This window comes from Streptomyces sp. 142MFCol3.1, assembly GCF_000424945.1.
Taxonomy (GTDB): Bacteria; Actinomycetota; Actinomycetes; order Streptomycetales; family Streptomycetaceae; genus Streptomyces; species Streptomyces siamensis.
Map to the genome: position 1 here is coordinate 15,774 of NZ_AUKV01000014.1, position 17,772 is coordinate 33,545.

Below are 17,772 nucleotides of genomic sequence, written 5' to 3' on the forward strand. Positions count from 1 at the left end.
GTAGCGTGTTCGCATGAACATGAGCCGTACGAGCAGCTGTGGTGGGGCCCGGCAACGACTGGTCGTGATCGGCGGTGACGCGGCGGGCATGTCCGCCGCGTCACAGGCACGCCGGCTGCGGGGGCCCGACGAGTTGGAGATCGTGGCGTTCGAGCGCGGCCACTTCACCTCCTACTCGGCGTGCGGCATCCCGTACTGGGTGGGCGGCGACGTGCCCGAGCGGGATCAGCTGATCGCACGGACGCCCGAGGAGCACCGGGAGCGCGCCATCGATCTGCGGATGCGCACGGAGGTCGTGGAGATCGACGTCGCGGGCGCCCGGGTGCGCTCCCGGGACCTCGACAGCGGGGCCGAGGAGTGGACGGCGTACGACAAGCTCGTGATCGCGACCGGAGCGCGTCCGGTCCGCCCCGACCTGCCGGGCATGGACGCCCCGGGCGTGCACGGGGTGCAGACGCTCGACGACGGCCAGGCCCTGCTGGACACGCTGGCCGCCACGGAGGGCCGGCGGGCGGTGGTCGTCGGCGCGGGCTACATCGGTGTGGAGATGGCCGAGGCGCTCATCAACCGCGGCTACGAGGTCACGGTCGTCAACCGCGGCAAGGAACCCATGTCCACGCTCGACCCCGACATGGGCCGCCTCGTGCACACGGCCATGGAGGGCATGGGCATCACCATGGTCGACGACGCCGAGGTCGCCAAGGTGCTCACCGGCGACGACGGGCGGGTGCGCGCGGTCGCCACCGAGGACGCCGAGTACCCGGCGGACGTGGTCGTGCTGGGCATCGGCGTACGCCCCGAGACGACACTGGCCGAGGCCGCCGGGCTGCCGCTCGGCGAGCACGGCGGGCTGCTCACGGACCTGGCGATGCGGGTGCGCGGCCACACGGACATCTGGGCCGGCGGCGACTGCGTCGAGGTGCTCGACCTGGTCTCCGGACGCGAACGGCACATCGCGCTGGGCACGCACGCCAACAAGCACGGGCAGGTCATCGGCTCCAACGTGGGCGGCGGGTACGCCACCTTCCCTGGGGTCGTCGGCACGGCGGTGAGCAAGGTGTGCGATCTGGAGATCGCCCGCACCGGCCTGCGCGAGAAGGACGCCCTCCGGGCGGGCCTCCGGTTCGAGACCGTGACCATCGAGTCCACGAGCCGTGCGGGCTACTACCCGGGGGCCGCACTCATGACCGTGAAGATGCTCGCCGAGCGCCGTACCGGGCGCCTGCTGGGCGTGCAGATCGTGGGCCGTGAGGGTGCGGCGAAACGCGTCGACATCGCGGCGGTGGCGCTGACCGCGGGTATGACGGTGGAACAGATGACGGCCCTCGACCTCGGCTACGCGCCGCCCTTCTCCCCCGTCTGGGATCCCATCCTGGTGGCAGCCCGCAAGGCGGTCACAGCAGTACGCAACAACACCCGGTAGTCCCGCGGCGAGCAGCCCCCACAAGGCACGCGAAACGGCCCCCTGCCAGGCGCGCGAGGAACAGGACCCCGTCAGGGGCGCGCGGAACTGCGCGCCCCGTCACGAACCGACCCGCGGTCCACGACGCACCGCACCTCACGGCGGCGCCGGGGCCCGCAAGCCCGGCCACGAGACAACCCGCGGTCCCCTGCGAACGCCAGGCGCCGCGCGCCGCCCCGCGACGCGCCTACGCGGACTCGTGCCCCGCACCCCCGTTGATCCGGTCGATGGCCTGCCGGGCCTGCTCCGCAGGCGGCCGCGCAGGCAGCGACGAAATGGACGCGGACGGGACCGAGGACGACGAGACGGAGGCCGGCGCGGCGACCGCGGGCGGCGACTGCACGGGCTTCGCGTGGGCAGCGGGCCTGCTGCTGCGCAACCGGTGGCTGACGGCCTCGTCGAGAGTCACCGGACGCTGCATCCGCGCCGCGAGCCGACCCGCCTCCTGGCCGAGTGCGGCGACGTCCTCCCAGGGCAGGTGCAGCACCAGGGCGATCTCCGCCTCGCCGTCGGGCAGGGCGTGCATCGCAGGAGTAACTCGGTCGTTCATCGCCTGTGTCCTCACGTCTTCCGCGTGTCACGTCTGCACCGCGCCGCGGGCGGTTGAGGAGACATACGGACGAGAACACGGTGGCGTTCAGCCAGGACGCCCCCCGGGGGGCGCGCATTCGGCGTCGGCATCCAGGGCACTAGTTCCTCGTGGTCATCCCCGTCCATGACGTGAACCCGGTGCGCCGCACGCCGTATGTGACGTACGCACTGATCGCCGCCAACGTCCTCGTGTTCCTCTGCACCCCCGGCCTGGCCGGCTCGGCGGCGGGGGACAGCGGGCTGTCGCAGCTGTGCCGTATCCACGCGTTTTTGGACCACTACGCCGCGGTGCCACGGGAGTTGATCCATCATCAGGTGCCGCGGCTGGTGCCCACGGGGCAGACCGGTGCCGGGCCGCACGGCGTGGGCTGTGTGGTGGCCGCGCCGGACTACGACAAGTCGCCGCCACTGTCGGTGTTCACGGCGATGTTCCTGCACGCAGGCCGGCTGCACCTGCTGGGCAACATGCTGTTCCTGCTGATCTTCGGCAACAACATCGAGGACCGCCTCGGCCATGTCCGCTTCACGCTGTTCTACGTGGCCTGCGGTTATGCGGCGGCCTACGGCTTCGCGCTGCTCAACGACGACTCGGGCGACCCCCTGATCGGCGCCTCGGGAGCGATCGCCGGGGTCCTCGGGGCCTATCTGGTGCTCTATCCGAGAGCCAGGGTCTGGGTCCTCGTCCCGTTCCTGGTCTTCCTGCCGCTGCGGCTGCCGGCCTGGCTCGTGCTGGGCTTCTGGTTCGTGCTCCAGGCGGTGTTCTCGTCCGGGAGCGGCGTCTCGACCGCGGGAACGGTCGCGTACGCCGCCCACGTGGTCGGCTTCCTCACCGGCATGCTGCTCGCCTGGCCGCTGCGTGCGGGCACGCTGCCTCCGCCCGAACCGCGCCGCCTGCTGTGGGGAAGGCGGGCGCGGCACAGCTGGTGAGGCGGCGGGCCGTGGGCGCGGGCCGGTGAACCGCAGAAACTTTCCCGGTCAGCGGACGGTCTGTGTGTGCACGTACTCCACGAGACGGGTCAGGGCGTCGGGGTTCATGGTCGGCAGAACGCCGTGTCCGAGGTTGAAGACATGGCCTTCGAGACCGGCGGCGGCGTCGAGCACCTCGCGGGTCTTGGCCTCCACGGCCTCGGTCGAGGAGAACAGCACCGCCGGGTCGAGGTTGCCCTGGAGGGCCTTGCCGGGGCCGACGCGGCGGGCGGCCTCGTCGAGCGGGACGCGCCAGTCGACACCGACCACGTCGGCGCCCGCCTCGCCCATGAGGCCGAGCAGCTCACCGGTGCCGACGCCGAAGTGGATGCGCGGCACGCCGTACCCGGCGACGGCGTCGAAGACCTTCGTGGAGGCGGGCATGACGGAGCGGCGGTAGTCGGCGGGCGCGAGGGCGCCGACCCAGGAGTCGAAGAGCTGCACGGCGCTGGCGCCGGCCTCGATCTGCACCTTCAGGAAGGCGGAGGTGATCTCGGCGAGACGGTCGAGGAGGTCGGCCCACAGCTGCGGGTCGCCGTACATGAGCGCCTTGGTGTGCTCGTGGTTCTTGGACGGACCGCCCTCGACGAGGTAGCTCGCGAGGGTGAAGGGCGCGCCCGCGAAACCGATGAGCGGGGTCGGGCCGAGCTCGGCCGTGAGCAGACCGATCGCCTCGGTGACGTAGTGGACGTCCTCGGGCGTCAGGTCGCGCAGCTGGGCGAGGTCGGCCCGGGTGCGGATCGGATTCTGGACGACGGGGCCGACGCCCGGCTTGATGTCCAGGTCGATGCCGATGGCCTTGAGCGGGACGACGATGTCGCTGAAGTAGATCGCCGCGTCCACGTTGTGGCGGCGGACCGGCTGGAGCGTGATCTCGGCGACCAGCTCGGGCCGCATGCAGGACTCCAGCATGGGGATGCCCTCGCGCACCTTGAGGTACTCGGGCAGTGAGCGACCGGCCTGCCGCATGAACCACACCGGCGTGTGCGGCACGGGCTCGCGCCTGCACGCCTTGAGGAAGGCGGACTCGTACGTGGCTGTCGGCTGCTGCCCGGATGGGCTGTGGTTGGCACTCACGACGGAAAGTCTCGCACGGCGTACGGGCGTCCAGGTCCCGGGCTCCGCCCTCCCCCGGGCCGGTGCGGGTCCCCGGCGCACGGCGCGCGGGCGGGCGCGTTCGCGCGGAACGATCCGGACAGTGGTCCCGCGCACGGGTGTCTCTCCCTGCACGACGGCTCCGTTCCCCTTAATCTTCCCCGCATGGCTGCGGCTCAGGGACGACTGTCGGACGGCGCTGGCGGAATGGACGACGCGAAGGAGGGGGACCGAAATGCGGTGGAGACGGCTCCCTTGCCCTTCCGGACGGCCGTCGACGCGCTGAGAGCCGCACGACTGCGGCCGGAGATCGAGATCGACCCGACGCGTCCCCCGCAGCGGCTGGCTCCGCACGCGTACGCGCTGGAGGCGGCGGTCGTCGCGGACGACGAGGACCTCGCGGACGGCCGGCTCGTCCTGCTGCACGACCCCGCCGGGCACGACGCCTGGCAGGGCTCCTTCCGTCTGGTGACCCTGATCCGCGCGGAGCTGGAGCCGGAGATGGCCGCCGATCCGCTGCTCCCCGACGTGTGCTGGTCGTGGCTGACCGGCGCACTCCAGGCACGCGGCCTGTCGTACGGCGAACCGAGCGGCACGGTCACGCGTGCGAGCTCTCACTACTTCGGCGGCCTCGGCGAGCGCCCCGCCGCCTCGCAGATCGAGATCCGCGCCTCGTGGACGCCCCGCGAGGGACTGGGCGGCGTGCCGGACACGGCGGCGCACCTCGCGGCGTGGTGCGACCTGCTGTGCCAGGTCGCCGGACTCCCGCCGGCCGGGCCGGGCGACGGGTCGATCGTCACCCTTCCGCAGCGCCGGGGCCCGCAGTCCCGCTGAGTGCCGCCTCCGCCCCGCCGTGAGCCGTCGCGCCGCGGCCACGCGGGGCCGGCTCCACAGCCGTGCCACGCTTCGGGGCGGCTCCGCCACGGTCTTTTCCCCCCGAGTGGTCCGTACCGGTGCCGCCGGCGCTGACCCTGCCCGCCGGGCCTCGGCCCCGCACGCCGACGCGCCCGTCTCTCACCGCACGCTTACCGGTTCTTTGTCGATACGGCCACTTTCGGCCGTGATTTGACGCGGATCGACTCGGTTCGATCTTCGGATGATCGATCGCGTGTCCGAATTGCACGGATTGCTACTCACCAAATCGTGATCATTCTCTAAAGGACAAGGGGTTTGGTGCCGAAGACGTCTGTGACCTTGAAAGCACGGTTCGTCCCGGCTCCATCCCCAGAGCCGGCCCCGTCCCGCACCCCAGGAGGCCTGGTGTCCGTTCTCCTCGAGCAGCCCGCAAGCCTGGTCGCCTACCGCCCCAACAAGCCGACCGCCATGGTGGTCGTGGCCGACCCCCGGGTCCGCTCCACGGTCACCCGCCACCTGTGGGCGCTCGGAGTGCGCGACGTCATCGAGGCGTCGTCCGTCGCGGAGGCCCGTCCCCGAATCGGCAACCCGCGTGACATCTGCGTCGCCGACGTCCATCTGCCCGACGGCAGCGGGCTCACCCTGCTGTCCGAGACCCGAGCCGCGGGCTGGCCCAACGGCCTCGCCCTCTCCGCCGCCGACGACATCGGCGCCGTACGCAACGCCCTGGCGGGCGGCGTCAAGGGCTATGTCGTCACCGGCACCCGAACGAACGTCGGGCTCCCCACCCGGCCCGGCGCCGCACCGATCGGCTCGGCCGCCGCCCGTATGCACCGCCGCCCCCCGGGTACCCCGAGCCACCCGGGCGGCTACCGCGAACTGTCCGGACGAGAGGTCGAGGTCCTTCGACTGGTCGCGGAGGGCCAGTCGAACAAGGCCATCGGCGTCTCCATGGGCCTGTCCGCACTGACCGTCAAGAGCCACCTCGCCCGCATCGCCCGCAAGCTCGGCACGGGCGACCGCGCCGGGATGGTGGCGGTTGCTCTGCGGACCGGCATCATCCACTGAACCCCGCCTCGCCCCCAGCCGTCCCCCACCCGTGAACCGGATGTTTCACCGACCTGACTGGTTTACGACCCTCAGACGCCCGTCGACGGAACGTTCCGTCGGCGGGCGTTGTCCATACACAGATACCCTTGACAGGTGACCGACGCCCAAGAGACCGCAGCAGACAGCTCACTGCGAACCACCGGAGGCGCCCCTCCGGACGACGTCGAATCGGCGCCGATCCCTTTGCTTGAGCCCCGAGACGGCATTCCGCCCGTGATCGCCGACGACGCCTCGCTCGCGCAGGTGATCGCCGCCTTCGCCGCCGGATCCGGCCCCGTCGCCGTCGACGCCGAACGCGCGTCCGGGTACCGATACGGCCAGCGCGCCTATCTGGTGCAGCTGCGCCGCGAGGGCGCCGGCACCGCGCTGATCGACCCCGTGGCGTGCCCCGATCTGTCCGGCCTCGGTGAGGCGATCTCCGGGGTGGAGTGGGTGCTGCACGCGGCCACCCAGGACCTGCCCTGTCTGCGCGAGATAGGCATGGTCCCCACCCGGATCTTCGACACCGAGCTGGCCGGCCGGCTCGCCGGGTTCCCCCGGGTGGGCCTCGGAGCCATGGTCGAGAGCGTGCTCGGTTTCGTCCTGGAGAAGGGACACTCCGCCGTCGACTGGTCGACCCGCCCGCTTCCCGAGCCCTGGCTGCGCTACGCCGCGCTCGACGTGGAGCTGCTCGTCGACCTGCGCGACGCCCTGGAGAAGGAGCTCGACCGGCAGGGCAAGCTGGAGTGGGCCCAGCAGGAGTTCGACGCCATCGCGCAGGCCGAGCCCGCCCCGCCGCGCAAGGACCCCTGGCGCCGCACGTCGGGGATGCACAAGGTGCGCCGCCGCCGGCAGATGGCGGTCGTACGGGAGCTGTGGGAGGCCCGGGACCGCATCGCCCGGCGCCGGGACATCTCGCCCGGCAAGATCCTCGGGGACGCGGCGATCGTCGAGGCGGCGCTGGGCCTGCCCGCCAACGTGCACGCTCTCGCCGCACTCAACGGCTTCGGACACCGCATGGGGCGCCGCCAGCTGGAGCAGTGGCAGGCCGCGGTCGACCGCGCGAAGGCGCTGCCGGACCCCGAGCTGCCGCAGCCGGGCCAGCAGGTGACCGGCCCCCCGCCGCCGCGCGCCTGGGCCGACAAGGACCCCGCCGCCGCCGCGCGGCTGTCCGCGGCCCGCGCCGCGGTCTCCGCGCTGGCCGAGGAGCTCGGCATGCCGCAGGAGAACCTGATCACGCCGGACACGGTGCGCCGGGTGTGCTGGGAGCCGCCCGCGGCGCCCGACACGGCGTCCGTGGCCACCGCGCTGACCGGGTACGGGGCGCGGCCCTGGCAGGTCGAGCAGGTCACGCCGGTGCTGGTGACGGCGCTTTCGGTGAAGGCCCCCAAGGGCTGACGGCCGCCCGGGGCCGAGGCGCCCCGGCCTCGGGGAGGTCCGCGGAAGCGGGCGGCGGGGGCCGGACAGCGGCCCGGCCCGCGCTCATTTCGTCGCCCCCCGGGTGAAGCCGTTGTAGATGAACCGCTGGAGGAACAGGAAGACGATCAAGGTCGGCAGGATGACGAGCACCGCGCCGGCGGAGATCGTCTCCCAGTGCGCCCCGAACGGCCCCTTGAACCGGAACAGCGACGTCGAGATCACGCCAAGATCCTCGGACGGCATGTAGAGGAAGGGGAGGTAGAAGTCGTTGTAGACGGTGATCCCCTTCACGATCACGACCGTGGCGACGGCGGGCCTGAGCAGCGGCAGGATGATCCTCCAGTAGATCGTGAAGGCGTTGGCGCCGTCGAGGCGCGCGGCCTCGTCCAGGGAGACGGGGATGGACCGGACGAACTGCAGGAAGATGTAGATCGACACGATGTCCGTGCCCATGTAGAGCACGATCGGTGCCCAGCGGGTGTCGAACAGGCCGAAACGGTCGACGATCTGGAAGGTCGCGACCTGTGTCGTGACGCCCGGTACGAGCGTGGCGATCAGGAAGAGCGCGACCACCAGCCTCTTGAAGCGGAACGTGAAGCGGTCGATCGCGTACGCCGCCATCGAGCCGATGATCACCGTGCCGGTGACGGAGAAGAGCAGGATGAAGGCGGTGTTGCCGAACGCCGTCGGCATCCCGCCGTCCCGGAACGCCGTCACGTAGTTGTGGAAGTTCAGGAAGTCGTCGGGCAGCGCGAGCGCACCGCTGCCGTCCGCCATCTCCTTCGAGGACTTGAGGGAGGTGAGCAGGACGACGGCGAGCGGGAGCAGCACGACGACGGAGGCGACGGCGAGCGACAGGTACGTGAGGGTGCGGGCGGCCCGGCGACGGCCCGCGGGCGTCGTTCCCGGCAGTGTCATACGAGATCCACCTTGTCGTCCGGGACGAGGCGCCGCTGCACCCACGTCACCGCCAGGATGATGAGCAGCAGCACGACCGCGGCCGCCGACGCGAGGCCCGTCTTGTTGAACTGGAAGGCCAGCTTCACGGTCTGGATCACGAAGGTCTCCGTGCCGGTCGCACCGCCGGTCATGATGAACGGCACGTCGAACGCGGACAGCGAGCCGGAAACGGAGAGGATCACGGAAAGGCTGAGGACGGGCTTGATGCCGGGCAGGACGATGTACCGGAACTGGTGCCATCGATGGGCCCCGTCCAGCTCGGACGCCTCGTACAACTCGCCCGGGATCGACTGGATCGCGCCGAGGAACAGCACGAAGTTCAGGCCGGTGTAGCGCCAGACGGAGACCCCGGCCAGGGAGGTGTTGGCGGACACCGAGGTGCCGAGCCAGGCCCGGTCGGAGTGATAGCCGAACAGGCCGAGGACGGAGTCGAGGGTGCCGCCGTCCTGGAAGAAGTAGAGGAAGACGAAGCCGATCGCGACACCGTTGACGAGGTACGGGAAGAAGAGCACGCCCTTGAAGAAGTTCCGGAAGCGGACGTCGAAGCTCAGGATCGTCGCGAAGCAGAGGGCCACGGCGATCTGTACGACCGAGGCGGCCAGGTAGTAGCCGCTGACGAAGAACACCTGGAACAGCTCGGACCGGGTGAAGAGTTCGACGTAGTTCTCGGCACCCGTGTAGCGCAGGTCGGGGCTGACGCCGTCCCAGTCGGTGAAGCTGTACGCGATCATGTTGGCCACGGGCGCGTACGTGAAGGTGATCAGCAGGGCGAGCGGGGCGGCGAGGAAGAGCCAGGGGGTCAGGCCGCGCCACAGGCGTACGCCGCGTGGGGCGCGCCCCGGGGCAGGGGGCGGCGGGGCCGTCGCGGACCGCGCCGCCGTGCCGTGGGCGTCCGTCGTCACGGTCCCGGTGTCGTCGCCGTTCATCAGGACCCGGACCCGACGCTCCGGGCCGCCTCGGTCCAGCGCTTGCCGAGGTCCCCGAAGAAGTCGTCGAGGCTGCCCTTCCTGGTACCGCGGGCGAGGTCGACGAGGTTCTGGCGGTAGTCGGGGGCGTAGATGCCGACCTCGGACTGGTTGTCGATGGCCTTGACGGTGGCTCCGTCGGTGTCGTCGAGTTCTATGAACTTCACGCCCGCGTCCTGATACGGCTTCAGCACGTCCGGCAGCGGCGCTCCCTTGACCGGGGAGAGGGTCAGGTTGTCGTCGGCGTAGCCCGACCGGTCGGTGAACCAGTCGATCCAGGCGCGGGCGGCCTCCTTGTGGGCGGAGTGGACGTTGACGGCCTGGTTGTAGTCGGGCGCCACCACGGCGCAGAACCTGCCGCCGACCTGGACGGGGAAGGGCATGAAGCCGATGTCGTCGGGGTCGGTGCCGGCCTGCTCGGCGGCGGCCCGGAACTGCGTGATCGCCCAGGAGCCGAGCCACATGGTGGCGATGTCGCCCTTCGCCAGCCGGGGTTTGGAGCCTTCCCAGTTGGTGGTCGTCGGGTCCTTCTCCGCGAGTCCGTCGTGGACGACGTCGTAGAGCAGGGTGTCGGCGACGCGCAGATCGGCGCCCTCGGCCCAGGGGTCGCCGTCGGCGAGGGCGGTGGTCGCCCCGGTGTCGCAGCTCGCGGACCCGTTGGCGGACGTCCAGGACGTGAGCGGCCACTTGTCCTTGAAGTTCGTGTAGTACGGGACGGCCTTCGTCCTGGCCCTGATCGCCCGGAGGTCGTCGACGAACGCGGCCGGGGTGGTTGGCCAGTCGGTGATCCCCGCGTCCTTCCAGACCCGTTTGTTGTAGACGAAGCCCGGGGTCACGCCGATCGGGCTCTGTCCGTAGACCTTGCCGCCGACCGTGGTGAAGTCCGTGAAGCGGTACTTCCTGGAGCGCTCGGCGGACGTGCCCAGCGAGGCGAAGAACCTGGGGTAGTCGCCCTTCTTGATCACGGCCGGGATCATGAGGACGTCGCCGTAGTTCTCCGTGTTCATGCGGATCTTGACCTCACCCTCGTAGTCGGTGACGGCCTCGAACTCGACCTCGACCTTCGGGTAGATCTTGTTGAACTCGGCTGCGTACCTCTTCATCGTGCCGTCCTGCACGAGATCGGTCCGCTGGGTGAGGACCTTGATGGTCCCGGACACCTTGGCGGGGTCGTCGGGGGCCTTGGCGTCCGCGCCCTTCGACGCGCCTCCGCTACCCGTGCAGCCCGCGACCAGCAGTGCGGCGGCAAGCAGTGTTCCGGCGAATGACGTGCGGCGGTTCATCTGCACCAGCTCCGTTCACCTCGGTTGGCTGGTTCGGCACTCTGACAGCCGTCGCTAAACCGGTAAAGTCACTATTCCGCCAACGATTCCCAAATCTTTCGCAGCCACTGGTGTCTACTGCCTCAACCGGTTTAGGGAGTACGCATGCTGGACGTCACACCGCTCACCGACGGATGGACCCTGCGGCACGAGGGAGCCGCACTTCCGGCCGCGGTCCCGGGCTGTGTGCACACCGATCTGCTGGCGGCGGGCGCCATCGCGGACCCGTTCCTCGGCCGGAACGAGACCGAGGTGGCGTGGGTGGGCCGGCGGGACTGGACGTACGACGTCGCCCTGCCCGCCTCATCCGGCCACGAGCAGACCGACCTCGTCTTCGACGGCCTGGACACCGCCGCACAGATCCGGCTGGACGGACGGCTCCTCGGCTCGGTACGGAACATGCACCGCTCCTACCGCTTCGACGTCACCGGGCTCAGCGGCCCGCTCTCGGTGCACTTCACCTCGGCGTACGCCGCGGCCGAGGCGGTGCGGGACCGGCTCGGCGAGCGGCCGAACGCCTATCCCGAACCCTTCCAGTACCTGCGGAAGATGGCCTGCTCCTTCGGCTGGGACTGGGGGCCGACGCTGGTGACCGCCGGGATCTGGCGGCCGGTACGCCTGGAGCACTGGTCGACCGCGCGGATCGCCCGGGTACGGCCGCTGGTGACCGTCGAACGGGGCGTCGGACGCGTCGAGCTGGCCGTGGAGGTCGAACGAACCAGGGTCGAGGCCGGCCTCACCCTGGAGGCCCGCGCCGACGGGGCGCGGGCCTCCGGGACGATCGACGGCACGTCAGGGACGGTCCTGCTGGAGATCCCGGACCCCGAGCTGTGGTGGCCCCGCGGCTACGGTGAACAGCGTTTGTACGACGTCGAGTTGACGTTGAGCGACGTGCACGGCCCACTCGACGCGTGGCGCCGCCGCATCGGCTTGCGCACACTGGAACTGGACCGCCGCGCCGACGCCCACGGCAGCGGCTTCACCTTCGTCGTCAACGGCGTCCGGGTCTTCGCACGGGGGGTCAACTGGATCCCGGACGACACCCTCCCGTCCCGGATCACCCGTGAGCGCTACCGGCACAGGCTCCGCCAGGCCGCCGCCGCGGGCGTCGACCTCGTGCGCGTGTGGGGCGGCGGCATCTACGAGAGCGAGGACTTCTACGACGCCTGCGACGAGCTGGGGCTGATGGTCTGGCAGGACTTCCCCTTCGCCTGCGCGGCGTACCCCGAGGAGCAGCCGCTGCGGGGCGAGGTGGAGGCCGAGGCCCGGGAGAACGTCGTACGGCTGATGCCGCACCCCTCGCTCGTGCTGTGGAACGGCAACAACGAGAACCTGTGGGGCTTCAGGGACTGGGACTGGGAACGGCGACTGGCCGGGGACTCGTGGGGCGAGGGGTACTACCTCGGGCTGCTGCCGCGAGTGGTGGCCGAGCTGGACCCGACGCGGCCGTACGCGGCGGGCAGCCCGTGGTCCGGCTCCTGGGACCACCACCCCAACGACCCGGCGCACGGCACCCACCACTCGTGGGAGGTGTGGAACAGGACGGACTACGCCGACTACCGCCTCCATGTCCCGCGCTTCGTCGCCGAGTTCGGCTGGCAGGCGCCGCCCGCCTACGCGACGCTGCTCCGCGCGCTCCCCGGCGAGACGCTCGCCCCCGGCTCCCCCGGCATGCTGCACCACCAGAAGGCCGACGACGGAAACGGCAAGCTGGAGCGCGGACTCGCCCGCCACTTCCCGCCGCCCGAGGGCGACTTCGACCGCTGGCACTACCTCAGCCAGGTCAACCAGGCCCGTGCCGTGGCCGCCGGGATCGAGCACTGGCGCGCGCACTGGCCGGTGTGCGCCGGCACGGTCCTGTGGCAGCTCAACGACTGCTGGCCGGTGACCTCGTGGGCCGCGATCGACGGCGACGGACGCGCCAAGCCGCTCTACCACGAGCTGCGGCGGCTCTACGCGGACCGGCTCCTGACGCTGCTGCCCAGGGCCGGCGGGCTGGTGCTCGCCGCGGTCAACCAGTCCGCACAGCCCTGGCGGGGCACGCTCAGGCTGCGGCGGATGTCCGTCGAGGGCGTGACGACGGGCGAGACGACGCTCGGCCTCTCCGCCGCCGCACGCACGGTCGGCGAGGTTCCCGTACCGCCCGAGCTGCAGCCGGCCGGCCCGAAGGAGTTCCTGGTGGCCGACGCGGACGGCCTGCGGGCGCTGCACTTCCCCGTGCCCGACCGCGAAATCCCCTACCCGAGACCCCGGTTCGACGTCACGGTCACGCCGGGCGCGGTGACCGTGACGGCACACACCCTCGTACGGGACCTGCTGCTCCAGGCGGACCGCCTGGACCCCGCCGCCGAGGCCGACACCGGCCTGGTCACGCTGCTTCCCGGGGAACGGGTCACGATCGGCGTACGGGGCTGGGAGACTCTGGACGAGCGGGCCGGGACCACCGCCCGATCCGCCCTGTACTGCGTGGAGCCGACCCGATGACGACAGTGCCGACCCCCCGCGTCACCATCAAGGAAGTCGCGGCGCGCGCCGGGGTCTCGAAGGGCGCGGTGTCCCTCGCCTTCAACCGCAAGCCCGGCCTGTCGGACGCCACCCGCGACCGGATCTTCGCCGCGGCCCGGGAGCTGGGCTGGGCGCCGAACCTCACCGCCCGGTCGCTGTCCAGCCAGCGGGTGGACGTGGTCGGGCTCGCGATCTGCCGGCCGGCCAAGCAGCTCGGACTCGAGCCCTTCTACATGGAGTTCATCTCCGGGGTGGAGGGCGTGCTGACCGAGCGTTCGTGCTCGCTGCTGCTGCGTCTGGTGCGGAACCTGGAGGAGGAGGTCGGGCTCCAGGAGGCCTGGTGGAAGGGGAAGCAGATCAGCGGGTCGATCCTGGTCGACTTCCGGGCCGACGACCCGAGGGTCGCCACTGTGGAGCGGCTCGGCATGCCGGCCGTCGCCGTCGGCCATCCGTCGCTGACGGGCTCCCTCACCTCCGTATGGACCGACGACGCGACCGCCGTCACCGAGGCCGTGCGGTATCTCGCGGCGCTCGGTCACCGGCGGATCGCCCGGGTCGGCGGCGCGGCGCCCCTCGGGCACACGACCATCCGTACGGCGGCCTTCGACGAGGCGGCCCGGACGCTGGACCTCGCCGGGTCCTGGCAGGTGGCGACCGACTTCTCGGGCGACGCCGGAGCGCGGGCCACGCGCTCGCTGCTGTCGGCCGCGCCGCCGGACCGGCCGACCGCGATCGTGTACGACAACGACATCATGGCGGTGGCCGGGCTCTCCGTCGCCTCCGAGATGGGGCTCAGCGTGCCGGGCGACGTCTCCCTGCTCGCCTGGGACGACTCACAGTTGTGCCGGCTCACCCATCCGACGCTCTCCGCCATGAGCCACGACGTGCACGGCTTCGGCGCGGACGTGGCGCGGACGCTGTTCGGCGTGATCACCGGCGAGGAGCCCGCGTCGCACCCGGTGCCCACCCCGGTGCTGACGCCGCGGGGGTCGACGGCACCGCCCGGGGGCGGCTCACGGATGTGACCTTCGCCGCTCCCGCCTCCGGGGCTGGGCAGCATGGTTACCCGCAAGTAGCATGAGGGGGTGAGCGCGCGCTCAGTCGCGTGCGACGCGCAGCAGTGCCATCCCGCATCTGGAGGAGAGCCATCGTGCCTCGTACCGTCAGGGACGTCGTCTTCGTCGACGGCGTCCGCACCCCGTTCGGCAAGGCGGGCCCGAAGGGCATCTACCACGAGACCCGCGCCGACGACCTCGTCGTGAAGGCCATCCGGGAGCTGCTGCGCCGCAACCCCGGCCTGGACCCCAAGAAGATCGACGAGGTCGCCATCGCCGCGACCACGCAGATCGGTGACCAGGGTCTGACGCTGGGCCGCACCGCCGGGATCCTGGCCGGTCTCCCCCAGTCGGTGCCCGGCTACTCCATCGACCGCATGTGCGCGGGCGCGCTGACCGCCGTCACCACCACCGCGGGCTCCATCGCCTTCGGCGCCTACGACGCCGTCATCGCCGGCGGTGTCGAGCACATGGGCCGCCACCCCATGGGCGAGGGCGTCGACCCGAACCCGCGGTTCGTCAGCGAGAAGCTGGTCGACGAGTCCGCCCTGTTCATGGGCATGACCGCCGAGAACCTGCACGACCGCTACCCCACGATCACCAAGCAGCGCGCCGACGAGTACGCCGTACGCTCGCAGGAGAAGGCCGCCAAGGCGTACGCCAACGGCAAGATCCAGCAGGACCTGGTGCCGATCTCGGTGCGCAACACCAACGCGGAGGTCGGTGAGACCGGCTGGGGCCTGGTGACCGCCGACGAGCCGATGCGTCCGGGCACCACGCTGGAGAACCTGTCCGGCCTGAAGACCCCGTTCCGCGTCCACGGCCGTGTCACGGCCGGCAACGCGGCCGGTCTGAACGACGGTGCGACCGCCTCGATCATCGCGTCCGAGGACTTCGCCCGCGAGCACAACCTGCCGGTCAAGATGCGCCTCGTCTCGTACGCCTTCGCGGGCGTCGAGCCGGAGGTCATGGGCTACGGCCCGATCCCGGCCACCGAGAAGGCCCTCGCCAAGGGCGGCCTGACGATCGACGACATCGGCCTCTTCGAGGTCAACGAGGCCTTCGCCGTCCAGGTGCTCGCCTTCCTGGAGCACTACGGCATCGCCGACGACGACGCGCGCGTCAACCAGTACGGCGGCGCCATCGCGTTCGGTCACCCGCTGGCCTCCTCCGGCGTGCGTCTGATGACGCAGCTGGCCCGCCAGTTCGAGGAGCAGCCGGAGGTCCGTTACGGCCTCACCACCATGTGCGTCGGCTTCGGCATGGGCGCCACGGTGATCTGGGAGAACCCGCACCACAAGGACGCCGGAGGCGAGAAGTGAGCACCGCTGAACTCCTGAAGGGCGCAGCCGAGCTGTTCCCCGACGAGGTCGTGACGTCCGCGAACGTACGCCACCTCGACCTGCCCTTCGGCGCCGGGCGCTTCGCGCTCATCACGCTGGACAACGGCTTCGACCACACCAAGCCGACCACCTTCGGCCCGGCCTCGCTCGCGAACCTCGACACCGCGATCGACCAGGTCGAGGCGGAGGCCGCGGCCGGCGACATCATCGGCGTCGGCATCACCGGCAAGCCGTTCATCTTCGCGGTCGGCGCCGACCTCAAGGGCGTCGAGCTGCTGAAGAGGCACGAGGACGCGCTCGCCATCGGCAAGGGCGGCCACGAGGTCTTCAAGCGCCTGTCGGCGCTGGCCGTCCCGACCTTCGCGTACTACAACGGCGCGGCGATGGGCGGCGGCGTCGAGGTCGGTCTGCACTGCACCTACCGCACGGTGTCGAAGGCCCTGCCGGCCTTCTCCCTGCCCGAGGTCTTCCTGGGCCTGGTCCCGGGCTGGGGCGGCTGCACGATCCTGCCGAACCTGATCGGTGCGGACAGGGCCGTCTCGGTGATCATCGAGAACTCGCTCAACCAGAACAAGCAGCTCAAGGGCAAGCAGGTCTTCGAACTGGGCATCGCCGACGCCCTCTTCGAAGGCGCGGACTTCCTGGAGCAGTCGCTGCTCTGGACGGCCTCCGTCCTCAAGGGCGACATCACCGTCGAGCGTCCCGAGATCGACCGCGGCGAGGCCTGGGACCAGGCCGTCGCCAAGGGCCGCTTCATCGCCGACGGCAAGGTCCACGGTGCCGCTCCGGCCGCGTACCGCGCGCTGGACATCATCGCCGCGGCCAAGGACGGCGACCTGCAGAAGGGGTACGACGCCGAGGACGTGGCGCTCGCCGACCTGATCATGGGTGGCGAACTCCGCTCCGGCATCTACGCCTTCAACCTGGTCCAGAAGCGCGGCAAGCGCCCGGCCGGCGCGCCGGACAAGAACCTCGCGCGCCCGGTCACCAAGGTCGGCGTCGTGGGCGCGGGCCTGATGGCCTCTCAGCTCGCCCTGCTCTTCCTGCGCCGCCTCGAGGTGCCCGTCGTCCTGACGGACATCGACCAGGAGCGTGTCGACAAGGGCGTGGGCTACGTCCACGCCGAGATCGACAAGCTGCTCGGCAAGGGCCGTATCAACCAGGACAAGGCCAACCGTCTCAAGGCGCTGGTCACCGGTGTGCTGGACAAGGCCGAGGGCTTCTCCGACGCCGACTTCGTCATCGAGGCCGTCTTCGAGGAGATCGGCGTCAAGCAGCAGGTGTTCGCGGAGGTCGAGGCGGTCGCCCCGGCGCACGCGATCCTCGCCACCAACACCTCCTCGCTGTCGGTCACCGAGATGGCCTCGAAGCTGAAGAACCCCGAGCGGGTGGTCGGCTTCCACTTCTTCAACCCGGTCGCGATCCTCCCCCTGCTGGAGATCGTCCGCGGCGAGCAGACGGACGACGCCTCGCTGGCCACCGCCTTCGCCGTCGCCAAGAAGCTGAAGAAGACCGCGGTCCTGACCAAGGACGCCCCGGCGTTCGTGGTGAACCGCATCCTCACCCGCTTCATGGGCGAGATCCAGAACGTCATCGACGAGGGCACCCCGGTCGAGATCGCCGAGAAGGCCATCGAGCCCCTGGGCCTGCCGATGTCCCCGCTGGTGCTCCTGGAGCTGGTCGGCCCCGCGATCGGTCTGCACGTCTCGGAGACCCTCAACCGGGCCTTCCCGGACCGCTTCACGGTCTCCGAGAACCTCGCGGCCGTCGTCAAGGCGGGCAAGCGCGGCTTCTACGTCTACGACTCCGGCAAGCCGGAGCTCGACCCCGAGGTCGCCGCGCTCCTCAAGCAGGGCGACGTCGTCCTCACCGAGGAGCAGGTCCGCGCCCGTGTCCTCGACGCCGTCGCCCAGGAGATCGGGCTCATGCTCGACGAGGGTGTCGTCGCCGAGGCCCAGGACATCGACCTGTGCCTGATCACCGGTGCCGGCTGGCCCTTCCACCTGGGCGGCATCACGCCGTACCTGGACCGTGAGGGTGTCTCCGAGCGGGTGAACGGCAAGCGGTTCCTGGAGCCGGGAGTCGCCAGCGTTCCCGCGTAGCGCTCTGCCTTGCGCCGGTGCCCCGCACGCCAGTCGGTGTGCG

At 70.9% G+C, this 17,772-nt stretch carries 14 protein-coding genes; 9 read left to right on the top strand and 5 right to left on the bottom strand.

Going from position 1 to position 17,772, the window contains the following annotated elements:
• The first annotated feature begins 13 nt into the window (after positions 1 to 13).
• On the top strand, positions 14 to 1,423 hold the full coding sequence (locus H305_RS0121390) for an FAD-dependent oxidoreductase (protein ID WP_028802176.1): 1,410 nt from the start codon (positions 14 to 16) through the stop codon (positions 1,421 to 1,423).
• A gap of 226 nt (positions 1,424 to 1,649) precedes the next feature.
• Here the strand turns inward: H305_RS0121390 and H305_RS0121395 are convergent, their stop codons facing one another.
• Positions 1,650 to 2,012: a hypothetical protein gene (locus H305_RS0121395; protein ID WP_028802177.1), complete on the bottom strand. Its 363-nt coding sequence runs from the start codon at positions 2,010 to 2,012 to the stop codon at positions 1,650 to 1,652.
• Between the two features lie 149 nt (positions 2,013 to 2,161).
• Between H305_RS0121395 and H305_RS0121400 the strand changes: the two genes are divergently transcribed.
• Positions 2,162 to 2,980 (top strand): rhomboid family intramembrane serine protease, encoded by an 819-nt coding sequence (locus tag H305_RS0121400; protein WP_028802178.1) that lies wholly within the window; start codon positions 2,162 to 2,164, stop codon positions 2,978 to 2,980.
• Between the two features lie 48 nt (positions 2,981 to 3,028).
• Here the strand turns inward: H305_RS0121400 and hemE are convergent, their stop codons facing one another.
• Complete coding sequence (gene hemE / locus H305_RS0121405; protein ID WP_028802179.1) at positions 3,029 to 4,096, bottom strand: uroporphyrinogen decarboxylase; 1,068 nt, start codon at positions 4,094 to 4,096, stop codon at positions 3,029 to 3,031.
• A 225-nt stretch (positions 4,097 to 4,321) separates the two neighbouring features.
• Here hemE and H305_RS0121410 point away from each other — a divergent pair, with 225 nt between their 5' ends.
• From H305_RS0121410 to H305_RS0121420, 3 genes are all read left to right on the top strand, one after another.
• Positions 4,322 to 4,948: a DUF3000 domain-containing protein gene (locus tag H305_RS0121410; RefSeq protein WP_028802180.1), complete on the top strand. Its 627-nt coding sequence runs from the start codon at positions 4,322 to 4,324 to the stop codon at positions 4,946 to 4,948.
• A 426-nt stretch (positions 4,949 to 5,374) separates the two neighbouring features.
• Positions 5,375 to 6,037 (top strand): response regulator transcription factor, encoded by a 663-nt coding sequence (locus tag H305_RS0121415; RefSeq protein ID WP_028802181.1) that lies wholly within the window; start codon positions 5,375 to 5,377, stop codon positions 6,035 to 6,037.
• Between the two features lie 135 nt (positions 6,038 to 6,172).
• The gene (locus H305_RS0121420) at positions 6,173 to 7,456 is read left to right on the top strand and encodes an HRDC domain-containing protein (protein WP_078629167.1); all 1,284 of its coding nucleotides are present in this window, start codon (positions 6,173 to 6,175) and stop codon (positions 7,454 to 7,456) included.
• Positions 7,457 to 7,540: 84 nt separating this feature from the next.
• Here the strand turns inward: H305_RS0121420 and H305_RS0121425 are convergent, their stop codons facing one another.
• From H305_RS0121425 to H305_RS0121435, 3 genes are read right to left on the bottom strand one after another with little or no spacing between them, the layout of a single operon-like run.
• A complete protein-coding gene (locus H305_RS0121425) occupies positions 7,541 to 8,395 on the bottom strand; it encodes a carbohydrate ABC transporter permease (RefSeq protein ID WP_028802183.1) in 855 nt (284 codons plus the stop codon).
• Positions 8,392 to 9,363, bottom strand: a complete 972-nt coding sequence (locus tag H305_RS0121430) for a carbohydrate ABC transporter permease (RefSeq protein ID WP_037764867.1) — start codon at positions 9,361 to 9,363, stop codon at positions 8,392 to 8,394. Before H305_RS0121430 ends, H305_RS0121425 begins: the two co-directional genes overlap by 4 nt.
• Entirely contained in the window at positions 9,363 to 10,685 is a 1,323-nt protein-coding gene (locus tag H305_RS0121435; protein ID WP_028802185.1) for an ABC transporter substrate-binding protein, read from the bottom strand. Before H305_RS0121435 ends, H305_RS0121430 begins: the two co-directional genes overlap by 1 nt.
• A 144-nt stretch (positions 10,686 to 10,829) precedes the next feature.
• Here H305_RS0121435 and H305_RS0121440 point away from each other — a divergent pair, with 144 nt between their 5' ends.
• The 4 genes from H305_RS0121440 (at position 10,830) to H305_RS0121455 (ending at position 17,729) form a co-directional block, all read left to right on the top strand.
• On the top strand, positions 10,830 to 13,208 hold the full coding sequence (locus tag H305_RS0121440) for a glycoside hydrolase family 2 protein (RefSeq protein ID WP_028802186.1): 2,379 nt from the start codon (positions 10,830 to 10,832) through the stop codon (positions 13,206 to 13,208).
• Positions 13,205 to 14,254 carry a LacI family DNA-binding transcriptional regulator gene (locus H305_RS0121445; protein WP_028802187.1) on the top strand — a complete coding sequence of 350 codons (1,050 nt, stop codon included), beginning with the start codon at positions 13,205 to 13,207 and terminating at the stop codon, positions 14,252 to 14,254. The genes H305_RS0121440 and H305_RS0121445 overlap by 4 nt, the downstream gene beginning before the upstream one ends.
• Before the next feature lie 125 nt (positions 14,255 to 14,379).
• Positions 14,380 to 15,606 carry a thiolase family protein gene (locus H305_RS0121450; RefSeq protein ID WP_028802188.1) on the top strand — a complete coding sequence of 409 codons (1,227 nt, stop codon included), beginning with the start codon at positions 14,380 to 14,382 and terminating at the stop codon, positions 15,604 to 15,606.
• Complete coding sequence (locus H305_RS0121455; RefSeq protein ID WP_028802189.1) at positions 15,603 to 17,729, top strand: 3-hydroxyacyl-CoA dehydrogenase NAD-binding domain-containing protein; 2,127 nt, start codon at positions 15,603 to 15,605, stop codon at positions 17,727 to 17,729. The genes H305_RS0121450 and H305_RS0121455 overlap by 4 nt, the downstream gene beginning before the upstream one ends.
• Positions 17,730 to 17,772: the final 43 nt, after the last annotated feature.

Coding starts and splice junctions, on each gene's coding strand:
- H305_RS0121390 (WP_028802176.1), top strand. CDS start 14: ATGAACATGAGCCGTACGAGCAGCTGTGGTGGGGCCCGGCAACGACTG.
- H305_RS0121395 (WP_028802177.1), bottom strand. CDS start 2,012: ATGAACGACCGAGTTACTCCTGCGATGCACGCCCTGCCCGACGGCGAG.
- H305_RS0121410 (WP_028802180.1), top strand. CDS start 4,322: ATGGACGACGCGAAGGAGGGGGACCGAAATGCGGTGGAGACGGCTCCC.
- H305_RS0121425 (WP_028802183.1), bottom strand. CDS start 8,395: ATGACACTGCCGGGAACGACGCCCGCGGGCCGTCGCCGGGCCGCCCGC.
- H305_RS0121430 (WP_037764867.1), bottom strand. CDS start 9,363: ATGAACGGCGACGACACCGGGACCGTGACGACGGACGCCCACGGCACG.
- H305_RS0121435 (WP_028802185.1), bottom strand. CDS start 10,685: ATGAACCGCCGCACGTCATTCGCCGGAACACTGCTTGCCGCCGCACTG.
- H305_RS0121440 (WP_028802186.1), top strand. CDS start 10,830: ATGCTGGACGTCACACCGCTCACCGACGGATGGACCCTGCGGCACGAG.
- H305_RS0121445 (WP_028802187.1), top strand. CDS start 13,205: ATGACGACAGTGCCGACCCCCCGCGTCACCATCAAGGAAGTCGCGGCG.